The sequence below is a fragment of the Fodinibius salicampi genome (genome assembly GCF_039545095.1).
GTDB classification, from domain to species: domain Bacteria; phylum Bacteroidota; class Rhodothermia; order Balneolales; family Balneolaceae; genus Fodinibius; species Fodinibius salicampi.
Genome location: NZ_BAABRS010000001.1, coordinates 1,358,775 through 1,380,026, shown reverse-complemented (window position 1 = coordinate 1,380,026; position 21,252 = coordinate 1,358,775). Strand labels below are relative to the sequence as shown.

The 21,252-nt window shown below is 42.9% G+C and carries 19 protein-coding genes; 11 read left to right on the top strand and 8 right to left on the bottom strand.

Annotation, left to right across the window (positions count from 1 at the left end; all coding sequences use genetic code 11):
• Window positions 1-108: 108 nt before the first annotated feature.
• The 6 genes from ABEB05_RS05710 to ABEB05_RS05685 all read right to left on the bottom strand — a co-directional run bounded on the left by ABEB05_RS05710 (window position 109) and on the right by ABEB05_RS05685 (window position 7,617).
• On the bottom strand, window positions 109-711 hold the full coding sequence (locus ABEB05_RS05710; protein WP_265788332.1) for a DUF4168 domain-containing protein: 603 nt from the start codon (window positions 709-711) through the stop codon (window positions 109-111).
• 90 nt (window positions 712-801) lie between these two features.
• Complete coding sequence (locus ABEB05_RS05705) at window positions 802-3,264, bottom strand: serine/threonine-protein kinase (RefSeq protein WP_265788330.1); 2,463 nt, start codon at window positions 3,262-3,264, stop codon at window positions 802-804.
• A gap of 41 nt (window positions 3,265-3,305) precedes the next feature.
• Window positions 3,306-4,190 (bottom strand): LEA/WHy family protein, encoded by an 885-nt coding sequence (locus ABEB05_RS05700; RefSeq protein WP_265788328.1) that lies wholly within the window; start codon window positions 4,188-4,190, stop codon window positions 3,306-3,308.
• 258 nt (window positions 4,191-4,448) lie between these two features.
• Window positions 4,449-6,674, bottom strand: coding sequence for a TonB-dependent receptor (locus tag ABEB05_RS05695; protein ID WP_265788326.1), 2,226 nt, complete (start codon window positions 6,672-6,674; stop codon window positions 4,449-4,451).
• Window positions 6,675-6,729: 55 nt separating this feature from the next.
• Window positions 6,730-7,209: a hypothetical protein gene (locus tag ABEB05_RS05690; protein ID WP_265788324.1), complete on the bottom strand. Its 480-nt coding sequence runs from the start codon at window positions 7,207-7,209 to the stop codon at window positions 6,730-6,732.
• 87 nt (window positions 7,210-7,296) lie between these two features.
• Window positions 7,297-7,617, bottom strand: a complete 321-nt coding sequence (locus ABEB05_RS05685) for a hypothetical protein (RefSeq protein WP_265788322.1) — start codon at window positions 7,615-7,617, stop codon at window positions 7,297-7,299.
• A gap of 276 nt (window positions 7,618-7,893) precedes the next feature.
• Here ABEB05_RS05685 and ABEB05_RS05680 point away from each other — a divergent pair, with 276 nt between their 5' ends.
• The 3 genes from ABEB05_RS05680 to ABEB05_RS05670 all read left to right on the top strand — a co-directional run bounded on the left by ABEB05_RS05680 (window position 7,894) and on the right by ABEB05_RS05670 (window position 10,806).
• Window positions 7,894-9,252: a sugar porter family MFS transporter gene (locus ABEB05_RS05680; RefSeq protein WP_265788321.1), complete on the top strand. Its 1,359-nt coding sequence runs from the start codon at window positions 7,894-7,896 to the stop codon at window positions 9,250-9,252.
• Window positions 9,253-9,318: 66 nt separating this feature from the next.
• Complete coding sequence (locus ABEB05_RS05675) at window positions 9,319-10,209, top strand: carbohydrate kinase family protein (RefSeq protein WP_265788319.1); 891 nt, start codon at window positions 9,319-9,321, stop codon at window positions 10,207-10,209.
• A gap of 225 nt (window positions 10,210-10,434) precedes the next feature.
• Window positions 10,435-10,806 carry a hypothetical protein gene (locus ABEB05_RS05670; RefSeq protein ID WP_265788317.1) on the top strand — a complete coding sequence of 124 codons (372 nt, stop codon included), beginning with the start codon at window positions 10,435-10,437 and terminating at the stop codon, window positions 10,804-10,806.
• 223 nt (window positions 10,807-11,029) lie between these two features.
• On the opposite strand, the gene sucD is transcribed toward ABEB05_RS05670, so the two are convergent.
• Window positions 11,030-11,905 (bottom strand): succinate--CoA ligase subunit alpha, encoded by an 876-nt coding sequence (gene sucD / locus ABEB05_RS05665; protein ID WP_265788315.1) that lies wholly within the window; start codon window positions 11,903-11,905, stop codon window positions 11,030-11,032.
• A gap of 269 nt (window positions 11,906-12,174) precedes the next feature.
• Between sucD and dnaG the strand changes: the two genes are divergently transcribed.
• Window positions 12,175-14,232: a DNA primase gene (gene dnaG / locus ABEB05_RS05660; protein ID WP_265788313.1), complete on the top strand. Its 2,058-nt coding sequence runs from the start codon at window positions 12,175-12,177 to the stop codon at window positions 14,230-14,232.
• A gap of 70 nt (window positions 14,233-14,302) precedes the next feature.
• A complete protein-coding gene (locus ABEB05_RS05655) occupies window positions 14,303-15,136 on the top strand; it encodes an inositol monophosphatase family protein (RefSeq protein ID WP_265788311.1) in 834 nt (277 codons plus the stop codon).
• Between the two features lie 17 nt (window positions 15,137-15,153).
• Here the strand turns inward: ABEB05_RS05655 and bshB1 are convergent, their stop codons facing one another.
• Entirely contained in the window at window positions 15,154-15,897 is a 744-nt protein-coding gene (bshB1, locus tag ABEB05_RS05650; RefSeq protein WP_265788309.1) for a bacillithiol biosynthesis deacetylase BshB1, read from the bottom strand.
• Window positions 15,898-16,057: 160 nt separating this feature from the next.
• On the opposite strand from bshB1, the gene ABEB05_RS05645 reads away from it, so the two are divergent.
• From ABEB05_RS05645 to ABEB05_RS05620, 6 genes are all read left to right on the top strand, one after another.
• Window positions 16,058-17,269: an ABC transporter permease gene (locus tag ABEB05_RS05645; RefSeq protein WP_265789041.1), complete on the top strand. Its 1,212-nt coding sequence runs from the start codon at window positions 16,058-16,060 to the stop codon at window positions 17,267-17,269.
• Window position 17,270: 1 nt separating this feature from the next.
• A complete protein-coding gene (locus ABEB05_RS05640) occupies window positions 17,271-18,494 on the top strand; it encodes an ABC transporter permease (RefSeq protein ID WP_265788307.1) in 1,224 nt (407 codons plus the stop codon).
• A 90-nt stretch (window positions 18,495-18,584) separates the two neighbouring features.
• A complete protein-coding gene (locus ABEB05_RS05635) occupies window positions 18,585-18,797 on the top strand; it encodes a hypothetical protein (RefSeq protein ID WP_265788305.1) in 213 nt (70 codons plus the stop codon).
• Window positions 18,798-18,799: 2 nt separating this feature from the next.
• Window positions 18,800-19,246: a phage holin family protein gene (locus ABEB05_RS05630; protein WP_265788303.1), complete on the top strand. Its 447-nt coding sequence runs from the start codon at window positions 18,800-18,802 to the stop codon at window positions 19,244-19,246.
• Window positions 19,247-19,256: 10 nt separating this feature from the next.
• Complete coding sequence (locus ABEB05_RS05625) at window positions 19,257-19,658, top strand: hypothetical protein (protein ID WP_265788301.1); 402 nt, start codon at window positions 19,257-19,259, stop codon at window positions 19,656-19,658.
• Window positions 19,659-19,899: 241 nt separating this feature from the next.
• Window positions 19,900-21,237, top strand: coding sequence for a TolC family protein (locus ABEB05_RS05620; protein WP_265788299.1), 1,338 nt, complete (start codon window positions 19,900-19,902; stop codon window positions 21,235-21,237).
• The last annotated feature ends 15 nt before the right edge of the window (window positions 21,238-21,252 follow it).

Genomic DNA, 21,252 nt, shown 5'->3' with positions numbered 1-21,252 from the left:
ACAGTAATGATTAACCGGGACTGAATTTCTATCTAGAAAAAGTATTTGAAAATAAAAAGCCCGCTCCTAAATAGAAGCGGGCCTGAAAAGAACAATCAAAAGGATGATTTATTGATTGGAAGGTTGTTGTTGAGGCTGTTGTTGCATGCCACCCATCTTCTCCTGCAGTTTTTGTCGTATTTGCTTCTGAAGTTCGGGATCTTGTTGGACGGCCCGATTAATTTCCTGGAACCGTTCCATCTCCATTCCTGCTTCTTCAACAGCATCGGCTACATCCGATTGGATTCCTTGCTGGGCTTCTTTAATAGATTCATTTGCGCTATCAAACTTATCCATATCTCCATCTTCAATAACGCTGTCTGCTGGTTCTTGTCCCTGTTGGGAAGCTTGGGCAATTTTTTGATAGGTTTGGATATCAAGCCCCTCGTCTTCAATAATAGAGACCAATTCTTGTTGAGCACCTGCCTGGACTTTTTGAGCGGCAATGATAGCATCGGCAAAGGTTTCAGCCTCTTCTTCTGAAAGGTCTACATCCGGAGCAGCCTGCTGCTGTCCCATTTGGCCGGGCATTTGTTGTGATTGTTGCTGTTGTGAGGCTTGTTGCTGGGCCGTTTGATCAGCAGAGTCATCACTTTGGCAGCTAACAAGGGTAATTACTAAGATTAAGGACGATATATATTTAAGAGTATGAGTCATCGAGATACTTTTCATGAATTAAGTTTTTATCTTTATACATACGGGCAACGGGAAAAAAAGGAATTTTATTACCTATTGAAAGTATGGATTTGCAATAACTTGATATTATGACCAGAATTTGGCCAGAAATTTTTCCCAGTGCTCCCGGTTACGCTTGTAAACGCGTTCCAGATCAGAGCGAATATCATTAAATTCTTCATTATCGTGAAGGGTCTCCCAGGCAGGGTTTTCGGCAATCCAGGGATAGTTCTCATAGCCTAGGTAAATCGCCTTACGAAGCCAGTGCAGTGCTTCGGAAGTATTTCCATCCACTACACAATAAGTGGCCAGCCGGTGTGCCATTTCACAATCTGTTGAGGCGATGCTGAGCAGTTCATCAGTGATCAGCTCAGACGCTTTTTCACGCTGCCCGTTCCGAACATAACACATTGCCAATGTTGGATAAGTAACCCGCCTGTTAGGTTCATTTTCAATAACAGATTCCAATATAGGAATTGCTTTTTCATACGCTCCTTCCCGGAAATAAAGATATCCTTCCGTAGTGCGCAGCAATGAATGGTCCGGCTCGAGCGTAAGTCCCTTATTGACTTCCAGCCAGGCCAGATCCATCTGCCCCAGATAGTGGTTTAAGCGGGCCCGGCGATTGTATATCTGTGTAGCGGCAGCTGGGTTATCTTGCAGGGCCATCCCCAGCAGGCGAAGAGCTTCCCGGTGAAGTCCCTCCAGTTGGATAATGATACCGGCTCCTAAAAGAACTTCAGAGTTATTGCTATGATGGTTAAGCAGGTACTGAATATCGCGGCGGGCTTGCTCTTTTTCCCCTCTCCATAAATAGGTATACGCGCGTTGAAGTTTGGCTTCCACATTATCCGGATCCAGCTCAAGAGCTTTTTCAAGATGGCGCTGGGCCTTCATAAAATGAGTTGGACCGCCAAAGCCATTAGTCACATAATTCAGATGGGTTCTGCCGAGTCCGGCATGAGCTGCCGCAAAATTAGGGGCTTGGTCGAGAACTTCTTCAAATTTTTCTTTGCCTTCCTTTAGGTCTTTGGGATTATTGGATCCCCATAAAAAGCGAGATAATAGTGCCTGTGCTTCCAAGTATTGTTCCGACAAATCAATAGGAAGATTATCGAGCGAAGTTTTCTTATGATTTTTTTCCAGTTTGCCAAGACTAAAGAGCGTATCAAATACCGCATCTGTTATCTCACTTTGCACTTTTACCAGATCAAAAGAGGGAACAGAGATGGTATCTCCGGCTTTTATGCTCTGTGAGTTTACCTCCAGGAGTTGCCAGTTAAGGGTAAACCCATCATCATCACTGAAAAATGAGCCGGTTAATACATATTCAGTCTGAAGTTTGTGTCCTGCTTCAATTTCATCAACAGTTTGATCTGAAAGGGAAAGGAAGGTACCCGGTGGACGAATTACTACGGAGGAATTTTGGGATAGTCGTGTTGCTATGGCATCGGCCATCGCCAATCCAAAATAACGGGTATGTCCGTTTTCTTTTACCTGTTTAAAGGGTAAGACCGCAATAGAATTCTCGGAAACTTCCTTGCGATCTTTTTGAAGGAAAAATTCTGTAAGCATAGAAAAAAAGCCCGTATTTTTCTTATCTCCGCTTTTTGAACTTTTTGTTCGAGGAGAAGAAGGCGAGGGAAGCAAAGCAGAGCTTTCACCCGGAATCATTCCCTTCTCAAACTCCATGCTTTTCATAAGTGTTTTAAGTCCTTCATGGAGGGCTGCGACTGACTCAAACCGATTGGTAGGTTGTTTGTCAATGGCTTGCATAATGAGATTATTTAACGTATCCGGAATCTCCGGTCGATGTTCTTGGGGAGGAGCCGGTTTCCTTGAGCGTATAGATTGGACGATGAGCATCTCATCATTACGGTCACCAACCAGAAAAGGGTGTTCCCCGGTAATAATTTCATATAGTATAATCCCCAGTGAAAAGATATCTGATTGTTTACTGCTACGCAGGGTGATAAACTGTTCGGGGGCCATATAGGCGGTTGTCCCAAAACGAGAGGATAATTGTTCCTGATCTCCATTTTTAAAATTAGGGGAATTCTCTTCATGTGCAATAACCTCGGTGGTGCCGAGCCGCTTGGCAAGTCCAAAGTCGAGAATCTTGACTAGTCCCCCGTCAGTAACCATAATATTGGCTGGTTTGAGATCCCGATGGAGAATATCAAGCTTATGAGCTTCCGCCAGTCCATCGGAAATTTGAATGCTTATTGACAAAGCAAACTGGAGGTTCAAAGGACCTCCTTCCAGTAATTCTTTAAGGGTGCGTCCCGGTACGTATTGCATTACGATGTAGGGACGCTTATCAAATTCTCCTACTTCATAGATAGCACTTACATTAGGATGTTGAATGGCGGAGGCAATTCGCGCTTCTTCTAAAATTCGTTCTCGTATATGCTTTTCCTTTGCCCGTTTCGGGTGTACAATCTTAATAACTACTGGCCGCTTAAGCCGGGTGTCGGTGGCATAATAAACCGTTCCGTGTTGCCCTGCACCTAATTCATGTTCTATATCGTAATGGTGAATCTGTTCCATGTCCGTCTGTAAAATAATGTCGTCTCTATTGATATTTATTTTTATCTGTTAACGGGTATTTTCCCTGAACGGTTGAAATCAAAGTTAGTACTGCCCAGCAACTCGTGGCCTACATTGAATTGAAAGTTCCCCTGGAATTGATAATCCAGATTTTCTGATCCCGTAAGTATTTGATAGGCCGAAGTACCAATTTGCGTAACGTTCAGTGATATAGGAATTTCGAGTTCGGTTAACCCATTCTCTTTGACTTTAACATCCTGCAACGCCGTCCCGTCTGCCCACTGGCTTCCATTAACTATGAGATCATAATTGAGCTGGCCGATATCCATTCCAAATCCATTGGGATTATTAAATCCAAGTTTAAGGGTAAGATCCGCACTGGATAGGTTAAGGTTATTGACTTCTATACTTTGCATACTAAGCTTTGGCAATTTAAGCAGGGGTATATTCCCGGACTTTTTGACCGGGATTCCCGTCGTGCCAATTATGGGAAGGTCGAACCGTAAATGACTTAGAAACTGGTAAGAACTCTCATCTTCATTTACCAACTCCGAAGCGGTCCTATATAAATCCGGAAAGTTCAGCGTCATGGGCACTTCAAAGATACTTTCTCCCGATGCTTCAATGGTCATCGTTTTAGATTGGTCGCCATTAATAAAAGGATGTTCGTTAATATCCAGATTATAGTCGTAACCTATCATTTCCACAGCCACTGCATTGGGATTCTCTACCTTGATAACATAGGTCAATTCCATCTGGCTGAAGTTAAAATCAGTGACTCGAACATTAGCTACCGATACTTTTGGTTTCTGAATACTATTAGTGATTTCCTGGATCGTTGAACATCCGCCGAGAATAATTAGTGCAAGAAATAGGCATGTTGTTCGGAGGGAAATGCCTGATAGGGAAAGACTATTTGATATCATATAAAAAGATATTCTTGAAAGGTTATTAGAGGTAATAAAATACACATTTTGAGGCAATGGTATACAACTTCAAAAAAAATAAAACTTTTTTGTAACATTTTGGTCGCTTATCACTCTTGTTATATAGAAGGGGGAGCTAAATGCACCCTTTTTAAAGAGTTTTTCTCTTGTAACCCTAACATAACTGAGCCCTGAAGCAAAAAAATCCCGGGATTGATAGTCCCGGGATTTTATTTTTGGAAGAAATATTTTTCAGTATTAAAAATAGATTCGGTAGAGTAGTGAGATATTTCTACCGGGTTCGGGCATTAAGTCTTTGATGCGCGATAAATGGTTGCGGTAAGTTCTATTGAAGAGATTTTCACCATTCAGTGATACGGTATGAAGGAAGCCACTGGATTCAAATCTGTATTGCCCGAACAAATTAAATACTGTATAGCCATCTGTGGGGCCTTCAAATTCACCAGTTCTGTCTTGCCGGGCAGCAATTGTGGTTTTTCCTCCTAATTGGAAACCTCCGACGGTATATTTCAGACCGATGTTACCCTGTAGAGGAGGAATCTGTGGTAGCGGCTGCCATCCTTCATTCACTGCTTTGCGTTTAGCATGGGTATAGCTGAGAGATCCCGACATTACCCAATTGTTAAGAAACTCGATCTGATAGGAGGTTTCAACTCCTTGAAATAAGGCATCCACACCTGTAAACTGATATACATTTAACGAAGGAAATCGTGAGCTGGGCTCTCCCGTGTTACGCGGATAGATATAGCTGTTAAAAGAATTATGATATACACCTATTTCTGCGGTGGATGAAGTTGTTTTGTGACGGATAAATAGTTCCTTACCCAATCCTCGTTCGGGATTTAGGTCCGGATTGCCAACCTCATAAGAGTAGGAAGCCAGGTGCGGCCCTTCGGAATAGAGTTCTTCCTGGGAGGGCGCCCTAAAAGAGTGCATAAATGTAGCTCCGGAAAAGAAACCATGTCCCAAATCATATATAACGGAAGCTGAAGTAGAAAGGCCGGAAAAAGTGCGTTCACGTATCTCTCCAATAGATGCGCTGTATTCTTCCTCCGGTATGGATTGAGTTAGTTCGAAACGAATACCCGCTTCAAGGTGAAGAGCTCCAATATCTTTTTCCTCTACAACAAAACCGGCCAAACTATGAGCATCAGAATCTGGCGTCTGTGTACCGTTGACGGCATAATTTTTGGTTTCTCCCCAAAAACCTATTGTCCCCTCATCGAGAAATCCCCAGCTTTGGTGTTGGGTTATAATCTTGCTATTCGTAGTAAGAACACCATATTCAGTTCCTATCGCTCCACTATTTTCAATTTCTTTATGGTAGTAGCTTTTATGAGAGAAGGTAACTTTTATAGACTTAAATGTTTCGTTATCAAGAGCTATTTTTGTTTTTCCTTCTGTCTGATATTTTTCGATTTCAATATCAACGCCATGTTCATGTCCACCATTTGGGTCAGGGGGGATACCATAGTTATTCAAATACATACTTCCCGCAAGCCCGGCATAGCCCCAAGGTCGTAAGTAGCTGATTCCTATTGAATTATTAGTAGAAAAGATATCAGAGTTAGTGAGTGTTCCTTCGGGCGTTTTAAGGTTACGAGCAGAACGTAGATTCCCATCAATTTTTAGAGCAAGATCACTGCCAATTGGTCCTCCGACATTCAGAGCTGCTACAGTTCCTGTATTGACAGACTTTCCCTGCAGGCTGGCTGTGCCGTGGAAATGGTCGGGCAGAGATGAGGAAATTTGATTTCGAACAACATTAACCACCCCCCCGATCGCATTTGCACCATATTCAAGAGCTGCGGGGCCACGGGCAAGTTCAATTTCTTCGGCAGCCATAGGATCTACTGTAACAGCATGGTCAGCCGATTGTGATGATACATCACCCGTACGTTCCCCATCCTGCAGGATAAGTACACGTTCACCACCCAGTCCCCGGATGACCGGTCGGGCAGGTGCCGATCCCATGGATCGAGAATTGATACCCGGCAGATCATCCATAGTTGCAGAAAGAGTAGTACCTAAATTTTGGCGAAGATCTGTTCCCTGTATGGTTTTTGAAGCATGTTCAAGGTTGCCAGCAGAGGACTGCTCGGCAGCTCCTACTACTTCAATTGCTTCCGAGCTGAGGGCAGAGGGTTTTAGTGATACCGTGATTTCTGTAGTTTCATTAGCTTCAATGGTAATAGTCTGGGATACGGCCTGGTATCCAATGCGAGTAGCCGACAGGGTATAGGACCCGGGAGAAATATTTTGGAAAGAAAAAGAGCCATCGGAATGAGCGGTAACCGTACGGTTTAATTCTTCCAAATGGAGATAAACATAGCCGAGTGGTTCTTCTGAGTTACGATCTATTGTTTGGCCCGAAAGTTCTCCTTTATTAGTTGTTTGACCATATAATTCAGCTGGAAATATTCCATATAAACAGAATATGAGTAAAAGAGTAAGGTATCGCATAAGGATATTCTTTTAGAGAAGGTGGATGAGGCAAAGTCCCCATCCACCGGAATTTTTAATTGACGGTGACAGGAATAGGAGGGGTGTCAAAATCAGAGTGATTTTCATCTTCGTGCCACAGGCGGAAGCGAACTTCGGTTTCGCCCGGACTCTGTCCAACAAGGTGGAAGCTCCATTTGCCGTCTTCTTCATGTTGTTCAATCACTGCAACAGAGGTATCAATTTGGTCCCAGTTCAAAGAGAAATGATCCTCTTCAGGATGGAACGTTTCGCCATCATGATCCAAAAAGTAGATCGTAATGAGTGGAGTTTCATCTCCGTTTTCAATTTCAAGACTGGAATTACCTGAGACAATTTCTCCCTCTTCGATACGAATAATTTCTTCACCATTCATTTGGAGGACTGCTCCTTCCGGATGTGAATGATGGTCATCTCCATTGGAGTTTGCCGGGTTGCTGCAACCTATAATGATAAATGTGGTAAATAGTGTAGTTATAAAGAGTGTACAGACAGATCGTAAATTGATAGTATTCATCGCTCTAAATATTTAATATTAGATAAGAATTCCACAACGTGTTGAAATGGATGCGGATTAATAGAATGAAATAATATATATGGGAATCTATATTAGAGCAGGAGGGGAGCGTCCTCGATTTACCGAGGTAGAATAGTCATCTATAAAAAACTGGTGGTCTGTAATAATCTCTTTAGATTTGAAAAAAGCTTCCCCAAAAAAGGAAGCGGAAAGTACATCTGTTTCAAAGATATACCCGGATATGGGACATACGGTAGTATCTTCTGTAAGACAATGTCCTGTATCAACAAAGTCTGACGAATGGCTCCATTCCAGGTGGTGATGGGAATGAAGGGTGGAGATAGTCAGGCCGATGCTCATGAGCACCAGCAGGAAAAGACTGAAATATGTCTTAAACTTCCCTTGCATTACAGACGTTCTTTTTAGGTTAATCTTAAATTAGGGTTTTAAAAAAATCTTGCCAAACAATTGTATGTAAAAAATAATTACGATTTATTGTTGATATGTATTTTTTAGTTATAGAATAAAGTTTTGGGATGATGTGTAAACTAAAATCCGTTAAAAGGAATGGGATATTTTGATATCGATTTAAGAATAGTATTACTTGTCTAAGTAGGAATCTCCGGGATTGGTATTAAATCGTGTTAAACGGTAGAGAATCCCAGTAATTTTAACTAAAATATCATGATAAAAACGAGATCTATATTATTGTCGGCCATTGTGGCGTCACTGGCGGGATTTTTATTTGGTTTTGATACCATTGTCATATCCGGGGCCGATAGACCAATTCAGGAAATATGGAATACCAGTGATCTCTTTCATGGCACCTTTATTATGTCGATGGCTCTCTGGGGAACGGTCGTTGGTGCGCTGTTTGGGGGGATTCCCTGCGATAGGTTCGGCCGCAAAAAGACGCTCTTTGCTATTGGCGTATTGTATCTGCTTTCGGCCTTGGGATCCGCCTTGGCACTCGATCCCTATCTCTTTTCTTTTGCGCGCTTTATCGGAGGATTAGGGGTGGGGGCCTCGTCGGTGGCGGCCCCGATCTATATTTCTGAGATTACTCCGGCGGCAAACCGCGGCCGACTGGTGGCTTCCTACCAGTTTAATATCGTGCTGGGCATTTTGGTGGCTTACTTGTCAAATTACCTTATTGGGGTGTACTTTGATGAATATGCCTGGCGCTGGATGTTGGGCGTGGAAGCCATTCCTGCCGCTATTTACGCCTTCTTTGTGCTTGGCGTGCCGGAAAGTCCGCGTTGGTTGGCACTTAAAAAGAAAGACGATTCAGGAGCTCGAAAATTATTGAAACAACTTAATCCAGGAGCTAATATTGAAGAATTATTGGTAGAAATTAAGAAGTCAACCAAGAAGGTTACCGACGCCAAATTCTTTTCTCGAAAATATAGTTTTTTGATGGCGCTCGCATTTTTGATTGCGTTCTTTAATCAACTGTCGGGCATTAATTTTGTACTTTATTATGCCCCGCGCATCTTTGAGCAGGCGGGTATTGCGGCCTCGGATGTGTTAGGCGCCTCGATTCCACTGGGTATTGTGAACCTGCTCTTTACGCTGTTGGGTATGTACCTGATTGATCGCATTGGACGCAAGAAGCTCATGTATTATGGTTCTTTCGGATATATTATCTCGCTTTCCGGCGTTTCCTGGGGGTTTTTTACCGGGGCTGAAGGAGGGTTGGTTGTGGCCTTTGTCTGCGCCTTTATTGCCTCGCATGCGGTGGGACAGGGAGCCGTTATCTGGGTATTTATCTCTGAAATATTTCCGAACAAAGTGCGCGATTACGGGATGGCACTGGGTTCCGGTACCCACTGGGTATTTGCCGCACTGATTACCTTGGTTACACCCACCGTGCTAAGTGCTTTTTCCGGCGGTACGATCTTTGCTTTTTTTGCCGGGATGATGGTGCTGCAGCTACTTTTTGTCTGGCTGCTGATGCCGGAAACCAAAAATCGTTCGCTTGAGGAGTTGGAGGATATCCTGCTACCCAAAGATGCCGAGTTTAAGCAAGAGGAACTAGCGTAGCATGCTGCTGAGCGATAGCCGGATAACGATAACCTGAGTATATAAATTTTTGATTTTTTTTAATCTATGGCCGAACAACAACGGAAGATTCTGTGTATTGGAGAAATACTTTGGGATGCCCTGCCATCAGGGTTGTTTCTCGGAGGCGCACCGCTGAATGTCTGTTATCATCTTAATCAGCTAGGGATCTCAGTCGAAATGTGTAGCAGGGTCGGGGGCGATCGTTTGGGGAAAGAGGCGCTGAGGCGCATCCAACGAAACGACATGTCCACAGCCCATATTCAGACCGACGGCCAGTCGGAAACCGGTTTTGTTGAAGTGGAAGTAACCTCTAATGGCGAACCCAGCTATACGATTATTGAACCGGTAGCCTGGGATTTTATAGAACCCTCTCCTTCACTAAAGCAAGCAGTCAGGGAAAGTTGGGGCATCGTGTTTGGCTCACTGGCCCAACGTAATGAACAAAGCCGGGATACCATTCAAAACCTGTGGAAATATGCCGATAAGAAGATTTTAGATTTGAATTTACGTCCGCCTCATATAGATAGAACCGTTATCAGGGATTCTCTTGCCGCCGCTGATATCATTAAAATGAACGAAGCCGAGCTGGAACAAATTAAAAAGTGGTTTTCTTTATCGGGAAGTTCTTGTCAGATTGTTGAAACGTTAGCTGAAAAATTTGAATGTTCATTCATTTGTATAACGAAAGGGCCGGCGGGAGCAATGCTATTTGAAGACGGGAGCTGGTCTGACCATAGAGGGTATAAAACCGATGCTAAGGATAGTGTTGGAGCAGGAGATGCTTTTTTGGCAACAATGATCTATGGAGTACAGTGTGGGAAGAAAGGCAAGGAGCTCCTTAAGTATGCGAATGCCGCAGGTTCATTTGTAGCACAAAAAAGTGGCGCAACCCCTGAATATGATATCCACAGTATAGAAGAAATTGTAATGGGATAAAATTACTGGAATTTTATTATCTGGTTTTCTGTGGATGTATTTGCCGTTGTCTGATCACTTATCTGGTGAATAGCAGTTCCGAAAATGTTAGAAAAACAATAATCTGATTGCAACAAAGTTTTATCTATACAGATCCTGAGGATTTGGTAATAGGTATTTTAGGATTTTGGTGAGGTTGCATGGTGATAAATATGCAAATTCTTCAAAATTAAAGCTATAAAAAATATGAGACGTTTTATCTTAATACTCCCGGTCATTTTGATAGTAGGTTTGATGAATATACAGGCTCAACCAACTGCTAAAAATTATCAAAACAATGCGGGGGACTCCCTAAAAATTTCCGGTGATGTGGATCGGTCATCTTTGGATCAAATGCCTATCTATAATCCCAAAGACAGTGACGCTAAAATATTGCACTACAAACCCAAAGGGTTTACTTACGATATGCCGGTTATTGGACAGGCAGACAGTCTTTCTTCCAATAAGGAATTTTCCTTGGATTTAGGTAAAAACCTGTTCGATCAATGGCCATCCAATATAAAGGAAGACCAAGAAGAAGATTCCACTGAGAATAAAAAGGTAGGAAGCCGGTATTAACTGGGTTTTATCTGTTTTGTGGTATTTTTCTATAAGGGCACTTATAAATGTACCGATAGCCAGTCCAAAGATAAGATAAGCCATAGCAATTATAGCTCCGTTATGGAACTTTTTAACCTCGAACAGTTTCAAATACTGTTGTTGGTAACAGTTTGTGTTAAAAAAGAACCGCCACAAAGAAAAGCTCGTCCGATCAATTTATGACCGGACGAGATAATTAATTCTAAACTGTTTCTAATAATTCTTTGAGCGTTTTGCCAATTTCAGCAGGACTATCAACGACGGTTACGCCCGCATCACGCAGTGCCTTTTTCTTCGCATCGGCACCCCCTTCTCCTCCGGAAATAATGGCGCCGGCATGTCCCATGCGTCGGCCGGGAGGAGCTGTACTTCCCGCGATAAAGGCAACGACCGGTTTATCAACATTATCTTTGATATAAGCGGCGGCTTCTTCTTCAGCCGTTCCTCCAATTTCGCCGATGAGTACAATTGCTTCCGTATTATCATCGTCCTGGAAAAGCTTAACAGCGTCAGTATGGGTAGTTCCGATAACAGGATCACCGCCAATACCGATAGCCGTGCTTTGTCCAAGTCCGGCTTTGGTCAATTGGTCGACCGCTTCATAGGTAAGCGTTCCGGATCTCGAAATGAGTCCCACTTTTCCGGATGTAAAAATATTTCCGGGCATAATACCTATTTTGGCTTCACCCGGAGTTATGACTCCTGGGCAGTTGGGCCCAACAAGCGCAGCACCGTAGCTTTCCACTACTTGTTTGGCAACTACCATATCTTTAACGGGAATACCTTCCGTAATACAGATAATGACTTCAATCCCTGCAAAGGCGGCTTCGGAAATGGCATCGCCTGCAAAAGCCGGCGGTACAAAAATGACAGAAGTATTTGCCTGTTCTTTTTCAACAGCATCTGCAACCGTATTGTAAACCGGAAGTCCCAGATGTTCTTGGCCGCCTTTACCAGGCGTGACTCCCGCAACTACATTTGTGCCGTATTCTATCATTTGTTTAGTATGGAAACTACCTTCGCTGCCCGTAATTCCCTGTACTACTAATCGAGTATCGTTACCAACAAGTACGCTCATGAACTATTCTATTAAATTAAACGGTTCTGTTGTGTCGGACGGAATATACCCACATCATAGTGAATTGGCAAAGATATCAGAAGGGAATTAGAAATTTGGGAAGTAATCAGAATCTTAGTTTCAAATATTACCTGATAGATGGTTTTTGATTTTGTATTATCCAAGGATTAACAAGGTAGATTTGGAGTAATAGAATTCGTGTAGTCTAATTTTAAATTCTGGATATATAGGATGATAATGACCGGAAATTCCATTATTATTTCTGAGTTATGGCAGTAATGATTCCCGATGAAAAAAAAGAGGAAGTGCGCGGTGCCTCGGATATCGTTGAGGTAGTCGAAGACTACGTCAAGCTCAAACGATCCGGACGCAGTTGGAAAGGGTTATGTCCTTTTCACGACGAACGTACGCCTTCTTTCCACGTAACGCCAGACCTGGGCATCTATAAGTGTTTTGGATGTGGAGAATCGGGAGATGTATTTAACTTTGTTATGGAAATGGAGGGGGTCGGCTTTCTTGAAGCCATGCGTTCATTGGCCGACCGTTATGGAGTTTCATTGCCAGAAGAAGATGACGAAGAGCTTACCGAAGAGCACAATCTGAGAGAAGGAATTTATCACGCCCTTAAATATGCGGGTGTTTTTTTCTACCGGCACTTGATGGAGACAGATGAAGCCCAAAAGGCCCGTGACTATCTGCAAAAACGCGGATACAATCGGAAGATTATCAAAAAATACGGTCTGGGTTATGCGCCTGAGGGAGGAGAACAACTCTACAGGGCGGCCTTGGATTCGGGATTAAATGAAGAATATCTTTTTGAAGCAGGATTGATAAAGCCGAGTAACAGAGGAGAGGGCTACTACGACGCCTTCCGGGGAAGGCTGATGTTTCCCATATTTAATCCATCGGGCAAAGTGATTGCCTATGCCGGGCGCGTATTAGGGAATGAGAAGACCGCTAAATATATTAATTCTCCTCAGACCAAAGTTTATAATAAAAGTGAAGTTCTTTACGGAATTAATTTTGCCAAAAATGAAATTCGCAAATCCGATGAGGTTATTCTGGTAGAAGGTTATACCGATGTTATATCACTGCAACAGTATGGTATCGAAAATGTAGTGGCATCCAGTGGAACCTCACTGACTCCCCAGCAGATGAAGTTGCTGCATCGCTATGGCGAAACTATTACCATGATATACGATTCCGACTCGGCCGGCCAGCGTGCTATGAAGAGGGGGATCAATATAGCCTTGCGTGAGGGAATGGATGTAAAACTACTGGAACTGCCCGAAGGCGAAGATCCCGACTCTTTTGTGCGTCAGTTCGGGGGTGATTCTTTCCTGGAAATGAAAGAGGAGAAAGAAAATGATTTTCTGACCTATCAAATCCAAAAGGCCAGGGAATTGGGCAAGTGGGAAGCCCCGGCTGAAAAAAAGAAGATAATTAGTGAAATTTTGGAAAGTATTGCCCATATGCCCGACCCGGTTTCGAGAGAAACATTTGTACAGCATCTGAACAGTAAGGCAAAAGTGGGGGACAGGGCTCTTTTTGATGAGTTAGGCAAAATACGAAAAGAATTGAAAGAAGAGCTGCAAAAAGCCAGAAAGCGTGAAAAGCGCCGCAAGGAACGGGAGGCACGTCAACAGCAGGAACCTTCGGAAAGCAGCGATCATCGGCCACAAGCCCCGCATCCGCATACCGTTGGATTTAACAAACAGGTTAGGGGAAATAAGGAGCGAAACGACACAAATAAAAAGCCTCAGCCACCCAAAAAGCGTCCGAATTATGAAAAGGAGCTGATCCGCCTGATGCTGATGTACGGCCGTGATATGATTGATTATATCGGATCGTACTGTTCGGAAAAACATTTTGAAGATGAACAATTACGTGATTTTTTCTCGGATATTATTGAGCGGTTTAAAACCGAGAAGGAGGTGAGCGTCGAGAAATATGCCAGTAGGGAGCATCCCTATCCGGAGCTGGTGGGAGAAATTGTCCTGGAGAAATATTCTGTAAGCGATCGGCATCATGAAAAGATTGGTGTACAGTATAAAAGAGATAAGAATCCGTATCGGACGGCAAAGGGAGCGCTTAAAGCATTGAAATCCCATTTTCTGGATCGATTGCAGGTCGAACTTTATGAAAGGTTCAATTCGGCTGAAGGCGAGGACCGAAAAAAAGTAATGCGCCAGATGAAGGAAGTCGGGCGTCGACGGACGCATATACAACAGTCGCCTATCGATGAGTTGTATCCCGATCCAGATACGGAATCCGCAAGAAGTGTCTCCGAAAAAGTGTTCGAATATAAAATGAAAAGTGAGCAATAAGACGATTCGGATTTCAAATCATTATCGTTTCCAAAAGTTTTTATCCTAAATTTTTAAAACAGATATATTCATGTCTGATTATACCATAGAACTTAATATTGCCCGAAAAGCTGCCGGAAATGCAGCAAAAGTAATTCGTGATTTCCGGGCATCCAACAGTTTTTCCATAGATTTAAAGGGAAAGAATGATCTCGTTACGGATGCAGACCTGGAAGCAGAAAAACAAATTTTGTCGGTTATCAATAAGGAATTCCCCGAGGATGATATTATGGCTGAGGAATCATCCGGAGGTCAGGAATTGCCGGAAGGTCGTATTTGGCTGATTGATCCCATTGATGGCACAACCAATTTTGCCCATGGGTTCCCGGTCTATTGTGTGTCCATAGCACTATGGGAAAATAAAGAACCCAAAATGGGTTTAGTGTTAGAAGTGGCCAGCGATGAGTGGTTTATTGCCATAAAAGGTCAAGGTGCATTTCTAAACGGCCGACCTATTTCAGTTTCGAGCATAGAAAATGCGCATGGATCGTTAATTGGAACAGGTTTCCCTTATAATGATTTAAGTTTGATGGATAATTACCTGTCTTTCTTTCGCACGCTGATGCACGAAACCCATGGGGTTCGTCGTGCCGGAGCTGCAGCCTATGACTTGTGTTGCGTTGCAAGTGGTCGTCTGGATGGCTTCTATGAGTATTCATTAAATCCCTGGGATGTGGGGGCGGGTGCACTGATTATCGAAGAAGCCGGTGGACGGATATCTGACTGGCAGGGCGGAGATAATTGGCTGTTTGGAAAACGCATTATAGCCGGAAACTCGGATATACATTCATTCCTGCTGGACGGTATACAGTCGCAGTTTACAGAGAAGGAACTAATAGGGAATGTTGTAGAGAGCAGAAGATAATACTGCGCTGCTGCTAATTATCTCATCGGACTTGTTTCAAAAAGAGTCTTTAAAGAACGCATTGGCAGGGGACCGTTTTGATACTTAAACGGTTCGCCGTATTTAGTCCCAATCAGATGTCCGTAATGACGGGCACGAGCTGCAATACCCTCAAAAAATTCGGTGTCGGAAATATAGGTTTTCGGCTCATCCTTTGGATCTGCTACATTAAACTGCGTCTCAAATGCCAATATAGCTTTCTTTTTAGTTTCAAATGTATCACTAATGTCAAAAACAATATCTGGTTCAAAAGGACGATCCTGCATATAGTGCAAGGTGTGTGAAGGACGCCACCGTTCTTGTCGACTCCCCTTTGCATCACGGGTTTCAATTTTTGTAAGTCCACTGTAGTAAATTGCATCGAGTGCCAGTTGAGTCCCGTTACCATGATCCGGATGGCGATCTTCAGGGGCTCCTACCAGGCAGATATGCGGCCGGTATTGACGGATTTTTTGGATTATCTTTTTTTGATTTTCGCGGTTGTTTTGGATCTTTGTATCCGCCATTTCCAGATTTTCGCGTACCTCGAGTCCTATTATATCTGCTGCAGCAGAGGCTTCCCGCATCCTTTGTTCAGGAGTGCCTCGTGTACCCATTTCTCCCTTCGTAAAGTCAACAACTCCCACTTTTTTCCCTTGGTTGGCCAGGGCCGCCAGTGTACCTCCGCAGCATAGTTCTGTATCATCGGGATGGGCCGCCAGAGCAAGAATATCTAATTGCATGAGTTATATCTTTTATTAAAAATGGAATAGTAGAGTATAAGTCTGATTAAAAAGATAACAAATTTATTTTTGTGCAACGATTTGATCTTTTTTGCGTAGAATACTACATCTCAGTATAAAATTAATAGGAGTATCTGTGGTTAGACGTTTTATAAGTAGCATGTGGGAGGGAATAAAGATCTCATTAAGAGCCCTCAGGATCAATAAGACCCGTTCCATACTTACAACTTTATGTATCATAATCGGTATTGTGATGGTAACCCTCATGAATGCCGTAAGTAATGGTATGGATGCCGAGTTTGACAAGAGTATGGCGATGATGGGTCAGAATGTTGTGTATGTGGAGAAACAACCTTGGGGCGGTGGACCCAATTATGAATGGTGGAAATATCGAAACCGTCGCGAAATGAAGCTCAGTTATGTGGATCAAATCCGTCAATCCAGCGAGCTGGCTTCGGCCGTTTCCGCAGCTGCGGCTCGAGGAACGACCCTGCGTTACGAAGATAAAAGCTCGGAAGGGGTTTTTATGGCAGGTGTTACTGCAAGGTATTTTGATACGGCAGGACTGGATATTGAGAGTGGTCGGGTGTTTACAGAAGAGGAAGTTCGGAGAGGAGTGAAAGTGGTAATACTAGGTGCAACCCTGGCGGAAACTTTTTTTGAACAAGAAAATCCACTGGGTGAACATATCAGAATGGGTGGACAAAGATTTCGGGTTATTGGCGTACTGAAAAAACAGGGCAAGTTCCTGGGACTTTCAGATATGGATCGTCGTGCTATTGTACCCATCATGGCGTACGGACAGGTTTTTGGACTGCGAAGCGGTATACAGATTGCGGTTAAATTTTCGGATAAGCTGAGTGTGGAGGAGGGGGAGTATGAAATTGAAGGTATTATGCGCCGAATACGTCAGCTGGAGGCCACAGAAGAAAACGATTTTGCCATCAATAAGCCGGAGGCATTTAAAGCCCAGCTTGAATCTTTTAAAACGGGACTCTATCTGGTTGGGGGTGCGCTTACCTTTCTTTCGCTGATCATTGGAGGAATAGGAGTGATGAATATTATGTTTGTTTCCGTTCGCGAGCGGACAAAAGAGATTGGCATCCGTCAGGCGGTAGGGGCTAAGCGATGGGAAATATTATCTCAATTTCTTATTGAAGCCATCGTAATGTGCTTGCTGGGCGGCCTCGTTGGACTTGCCTTGTCGTATCCCATCAGTATTCTGTTAAATCAGATTTTTGTCGCTTCGATTGATATCAGCGTGGTTTTTGGGGCATTTATTTTATGCTCGCTAGTAGGACTTATTTTTGGATTTATCCCGGCCTATAAAGCTGCTCATGCCGATCCTATAGAATCTCTTAGGTACGAATAACATGAATTTATTAGAGATATTTAAACAAGCTTTTGGCGCACTCTGGGCGAATAAACTCCGTTCTTCTTTAACCTTATTGGCACTGGTGGTAGGGGTGTTCTCTGTCATTGTCTCCACTACAGCTGTAGCGGTATTGGACAATTTTTTTACAAATACTATGAGTATGATGGGCGGAGATGTAATCAATGTATCACGGACTCCTTCTATCCGTATTGGTAATGATATGCAAAGCGACCGTAATCGGCAGAATATTTCGTTTACCACCCTTGAGAAACTCAAAGAGCGGCTGCGTTTGGCCGAAGATGTAAGTCCCGATGAAACATTTGACCGCACAAAAATTATCTACGGCGATAAGGAAACCGATCCGACGGTACAAATCAAGGGAAGCAATCAGCACTATCTGAGTAATAATGCTTATGAATTAATTGATGGAAGAAACTTCACGGATGAAGACATTCAATACGGGAGATTTTTTGCCATTATAGGAAGCGAAGTGCAGGCCGAACTCTTTGAAACTGAATATCCGTTGGGAAAGGATATCCGGATTGCTGGTCAGCAGTTTAGAATCATTGGGTTGCTTGACCAAAAGGGCAGTATTTTCGGGCAGTCGCTGGATGAATTTGTACTCATTCCATATACGACGGCCCTGCGGATGTATGGTGGTGACCGGAATATTGATATACAGGTAAAATCTCCGACTATGGATTTTATTGAGGCCACAATGGATGAAGTTATTGGAGTGATGCGGGTGATCCGTAAGGTGGCGCCGGGTATGGAAAATGATTTTGAAATTGAAACGAATGACTCCCTGGCCGGAACTTTCGACCAGTTTACTTTTATACTTTATATAGTGGGTTTTGTAATAGGAGGTATTACCCTGCTTGGAGCGGGAATCGGCGTAATGAATATTATGCTGGTGTCGGTTACCGAGCGAACACGCGAAATCGGAATCCGAAAAGCAGTGGGGGCTACTAAAAAAGCTATCATTTCACAATTTTTGGCAGAGGCCGTTTTTATTTGTCAGCTGGGTGGAGTTATTGGCATAGCATTAGGCATCCTGGCTGGAAACGGCATGGCCCTGTGGATAGAAACGGAGCCGGTTATTCCCATTTGGGCCGTAATTGTCGGCTTTTTTGGTATGTTTGTAGTGGGTATGGTATTTGGAGTATATCCAGCCTATAAAGCTGCACAATTGGATCCCATAGATAGCCTGCGGTACGAATAAATCGCGGCTTATTTATGCATCACTTTACCAATAATTTCCTTATAATTAAGCGTATCCTTAGGTGAAAACCCTAAATTAAATTGAACTGTTATGAATGAAGAGATACTTGAAAATGTAAATCGTCGATTGGATGATGCTTTAGATCGCGGTCGTCAAATGGTAGAAAATGATGAGCTACCTGAAAAAATTGAAGAACTGAAAGGTCGGGCAGAACATTTAATCAGGGAACATCCTGTAAAGAGTGTGGCTGCAGGGCTTTTTGCCGGGTATATACTTGGGAAAATTTTAAGTTCTGATGATTAGGAATGAAATCAGATAAAGCTACAACAGATAAGGTGGGACAAAAGCTCCGGTCGATGGTTGCCGATATCAAACGATATGTGGAGAAGCGTATCGAATTGGTAATGCTAAATTCCGGAGAACATTTTTCCCACTGGATCGCTGTTTCTGTACAGCGGACGACGGGAGCATTACTGCTGTTGGGGGGAGTATGCTTTGTTTTGGTAGCTTTAGCTATTTATCTGGGCAATTTAATAGGCAGTCAAAGTCTGGGATTCCTGATTGTATCCATTCCGCTTTTCGTGGTAGGTATAGCTTTTATTTATCTGAAACCCAGGCGGGTATTTGATACGCTACAGCAGAGTTTTGAGGAGGAAATGATTAAGGCTGTTGAAGGAAATAGGAAAAGAGAGCATAAAAAGCTTGAATCGGCTGAGATGGAGATTGATCATTCTTTAAATAGAAATGAATAGAGGAAATATCATGGCAAAAGATCAGACGGATAAATTAGAACAGAAGAAGCAAGAATTGGAAGCCGAGCTCGAACAAATTCAGGATGAGCTTGACGACTCGATTGATCAGGTTCGTCATGATGTGAGCGATAGCTTGGACCCCAAATCATTTATAAGGAAGCATCCTCTGCCAGTAGTTGGTGGGGCTGTATTTCTGGGTTTTCTTATCGGACATCGGGAAAGGCAGGAGGAATCTGTATCTTTATCCTCTTCCTCTTCTTCTGACGGAAAATTTACCAGTACGCTGCTTTATGAGTTAAAGCGACTTGCTATGCGAAAAGCACTATCCTTTGTTACTGATTTTGCCGAAGAAAAGTTCGATGAAAAAGTTGGGAAGCACCTACCAAACTCGAACGGAAGCGCAGAAGAGTAAAAATTGAGCGAGAGAGTTAGTTAGAAAGCCTATGTGGGAGCTTTTACATCATATCTGATTGCTTTGTGTGATTTTACTGTACTTCAATTCTTATGCATGAATAATGTATAGGTGTACTGTATTCCTACCTGTTCATCCCTTTTAAATTTTTTAACTAAAAAAACTCTTTTCGAAGCGTAACTATTTTTATAATAGTTCGTGTAATTACACAAATGAACCAAAAATAATTTCTATGATGAGTATGCGTACAGGGATTCTGCTTTTTCTTATAAGTTTTTTTATTACCATTGGTGGGTATGCACAAGATGCTCAGCCTATTACGTTGGATGAGGCCATTAATATTGCTCTTGAAAATAGTAACCAACTAGAAGTAGCGCAGAATAATGTTGAATTATCTGAGAGGCAGGTGCTGAGCGAAAAGGCGGATTATCTCCCATCAATAAACGCAAGTGTATCTGGTAATAGGGATATAGGACGTAATTTTAATCAGGATATAGGGGAAATTGTAACCGAAACAACCCATTCCTTTTTCGGTCGTTTGAATGCAGATCTCCCTATTTATAGTGGTCTTGAGAATTTGCATTCCCTCCGTAGCAGTCAATATGACAAACGGTCAGGTGAGGAAAACCTGCGGCGCGTACGAGAAGATATTATTTTTAATACGGCCAGTAATTATTTACAGCTGATATTGGATAAGGAGTTTTTGAGAATCGATCGGGAAAATCTGGAGGCCTCTCGAAAAACGTTAGAACAGGTTAGAGCACAAGTGGAAGTTGGTTCCCGGCCCCAAGTGGATTTATACAATCAGGAAGCAACGGTTGCAAATAATGAATTGGCAGTGGTTAATTCAGAAAATGCCGTGGAGTCCAGTCGCCTGCAGTTGATACAGACCCTTCAGGTTGACCCTCGAAAAGAATATAATTTTGAGACACCCGAGATTGATGAACAAACGGCCGCTGCAGCGGATTATGATTTGGAGCAACTCGTGACCACGGCCCTGGAGAATCGATCTGATTTAAAAAGTGAAGAATATAATATCAAATCGATTCGACACCAGCTGAGTGCTACCCGAGGTAGTTTATATCCGTCGTTAAGCTTGAGTGGCTCTGTAGGGAGTCGTTATTCTGATGGAATTCCACTTAATTTTGAAGATCAGTTTTTCGACCAAAACATAAGCCGGGGAATTGGTCTTTCATTAAGTATCCCCATTTTCGGAAACTTGAATAGAAGAACGAATGTACAGTCCCAGCAAATTAATTATAAGAATGCTAAGCTGAATTTAGAAGACTTGGAGCTGCAGGTAGTCCAGGAGGTTAATCAGGCCTATAATGATTATCGCTCGTATGTCAAGCAGCTGGAGTCGTCTGAGAAAGCGTTGAGAGCGGCAGAACGTTCCTATCAAACCCAGAAAGAGCGTTATGAAGTGGGGGCAGGAACATTAATTGAACTAAGTGATGCCAATGCCCAGTATACAGAAGCGCAAGCCAGCAGGGCCCAGGCATTGTTTCGGGTAATCTTCCAACAGCAACTGCTTGATTACTACATTGGAAGGCTGAATCAGGATATAACTTTAGAATAATTTTATTTAAGAGAT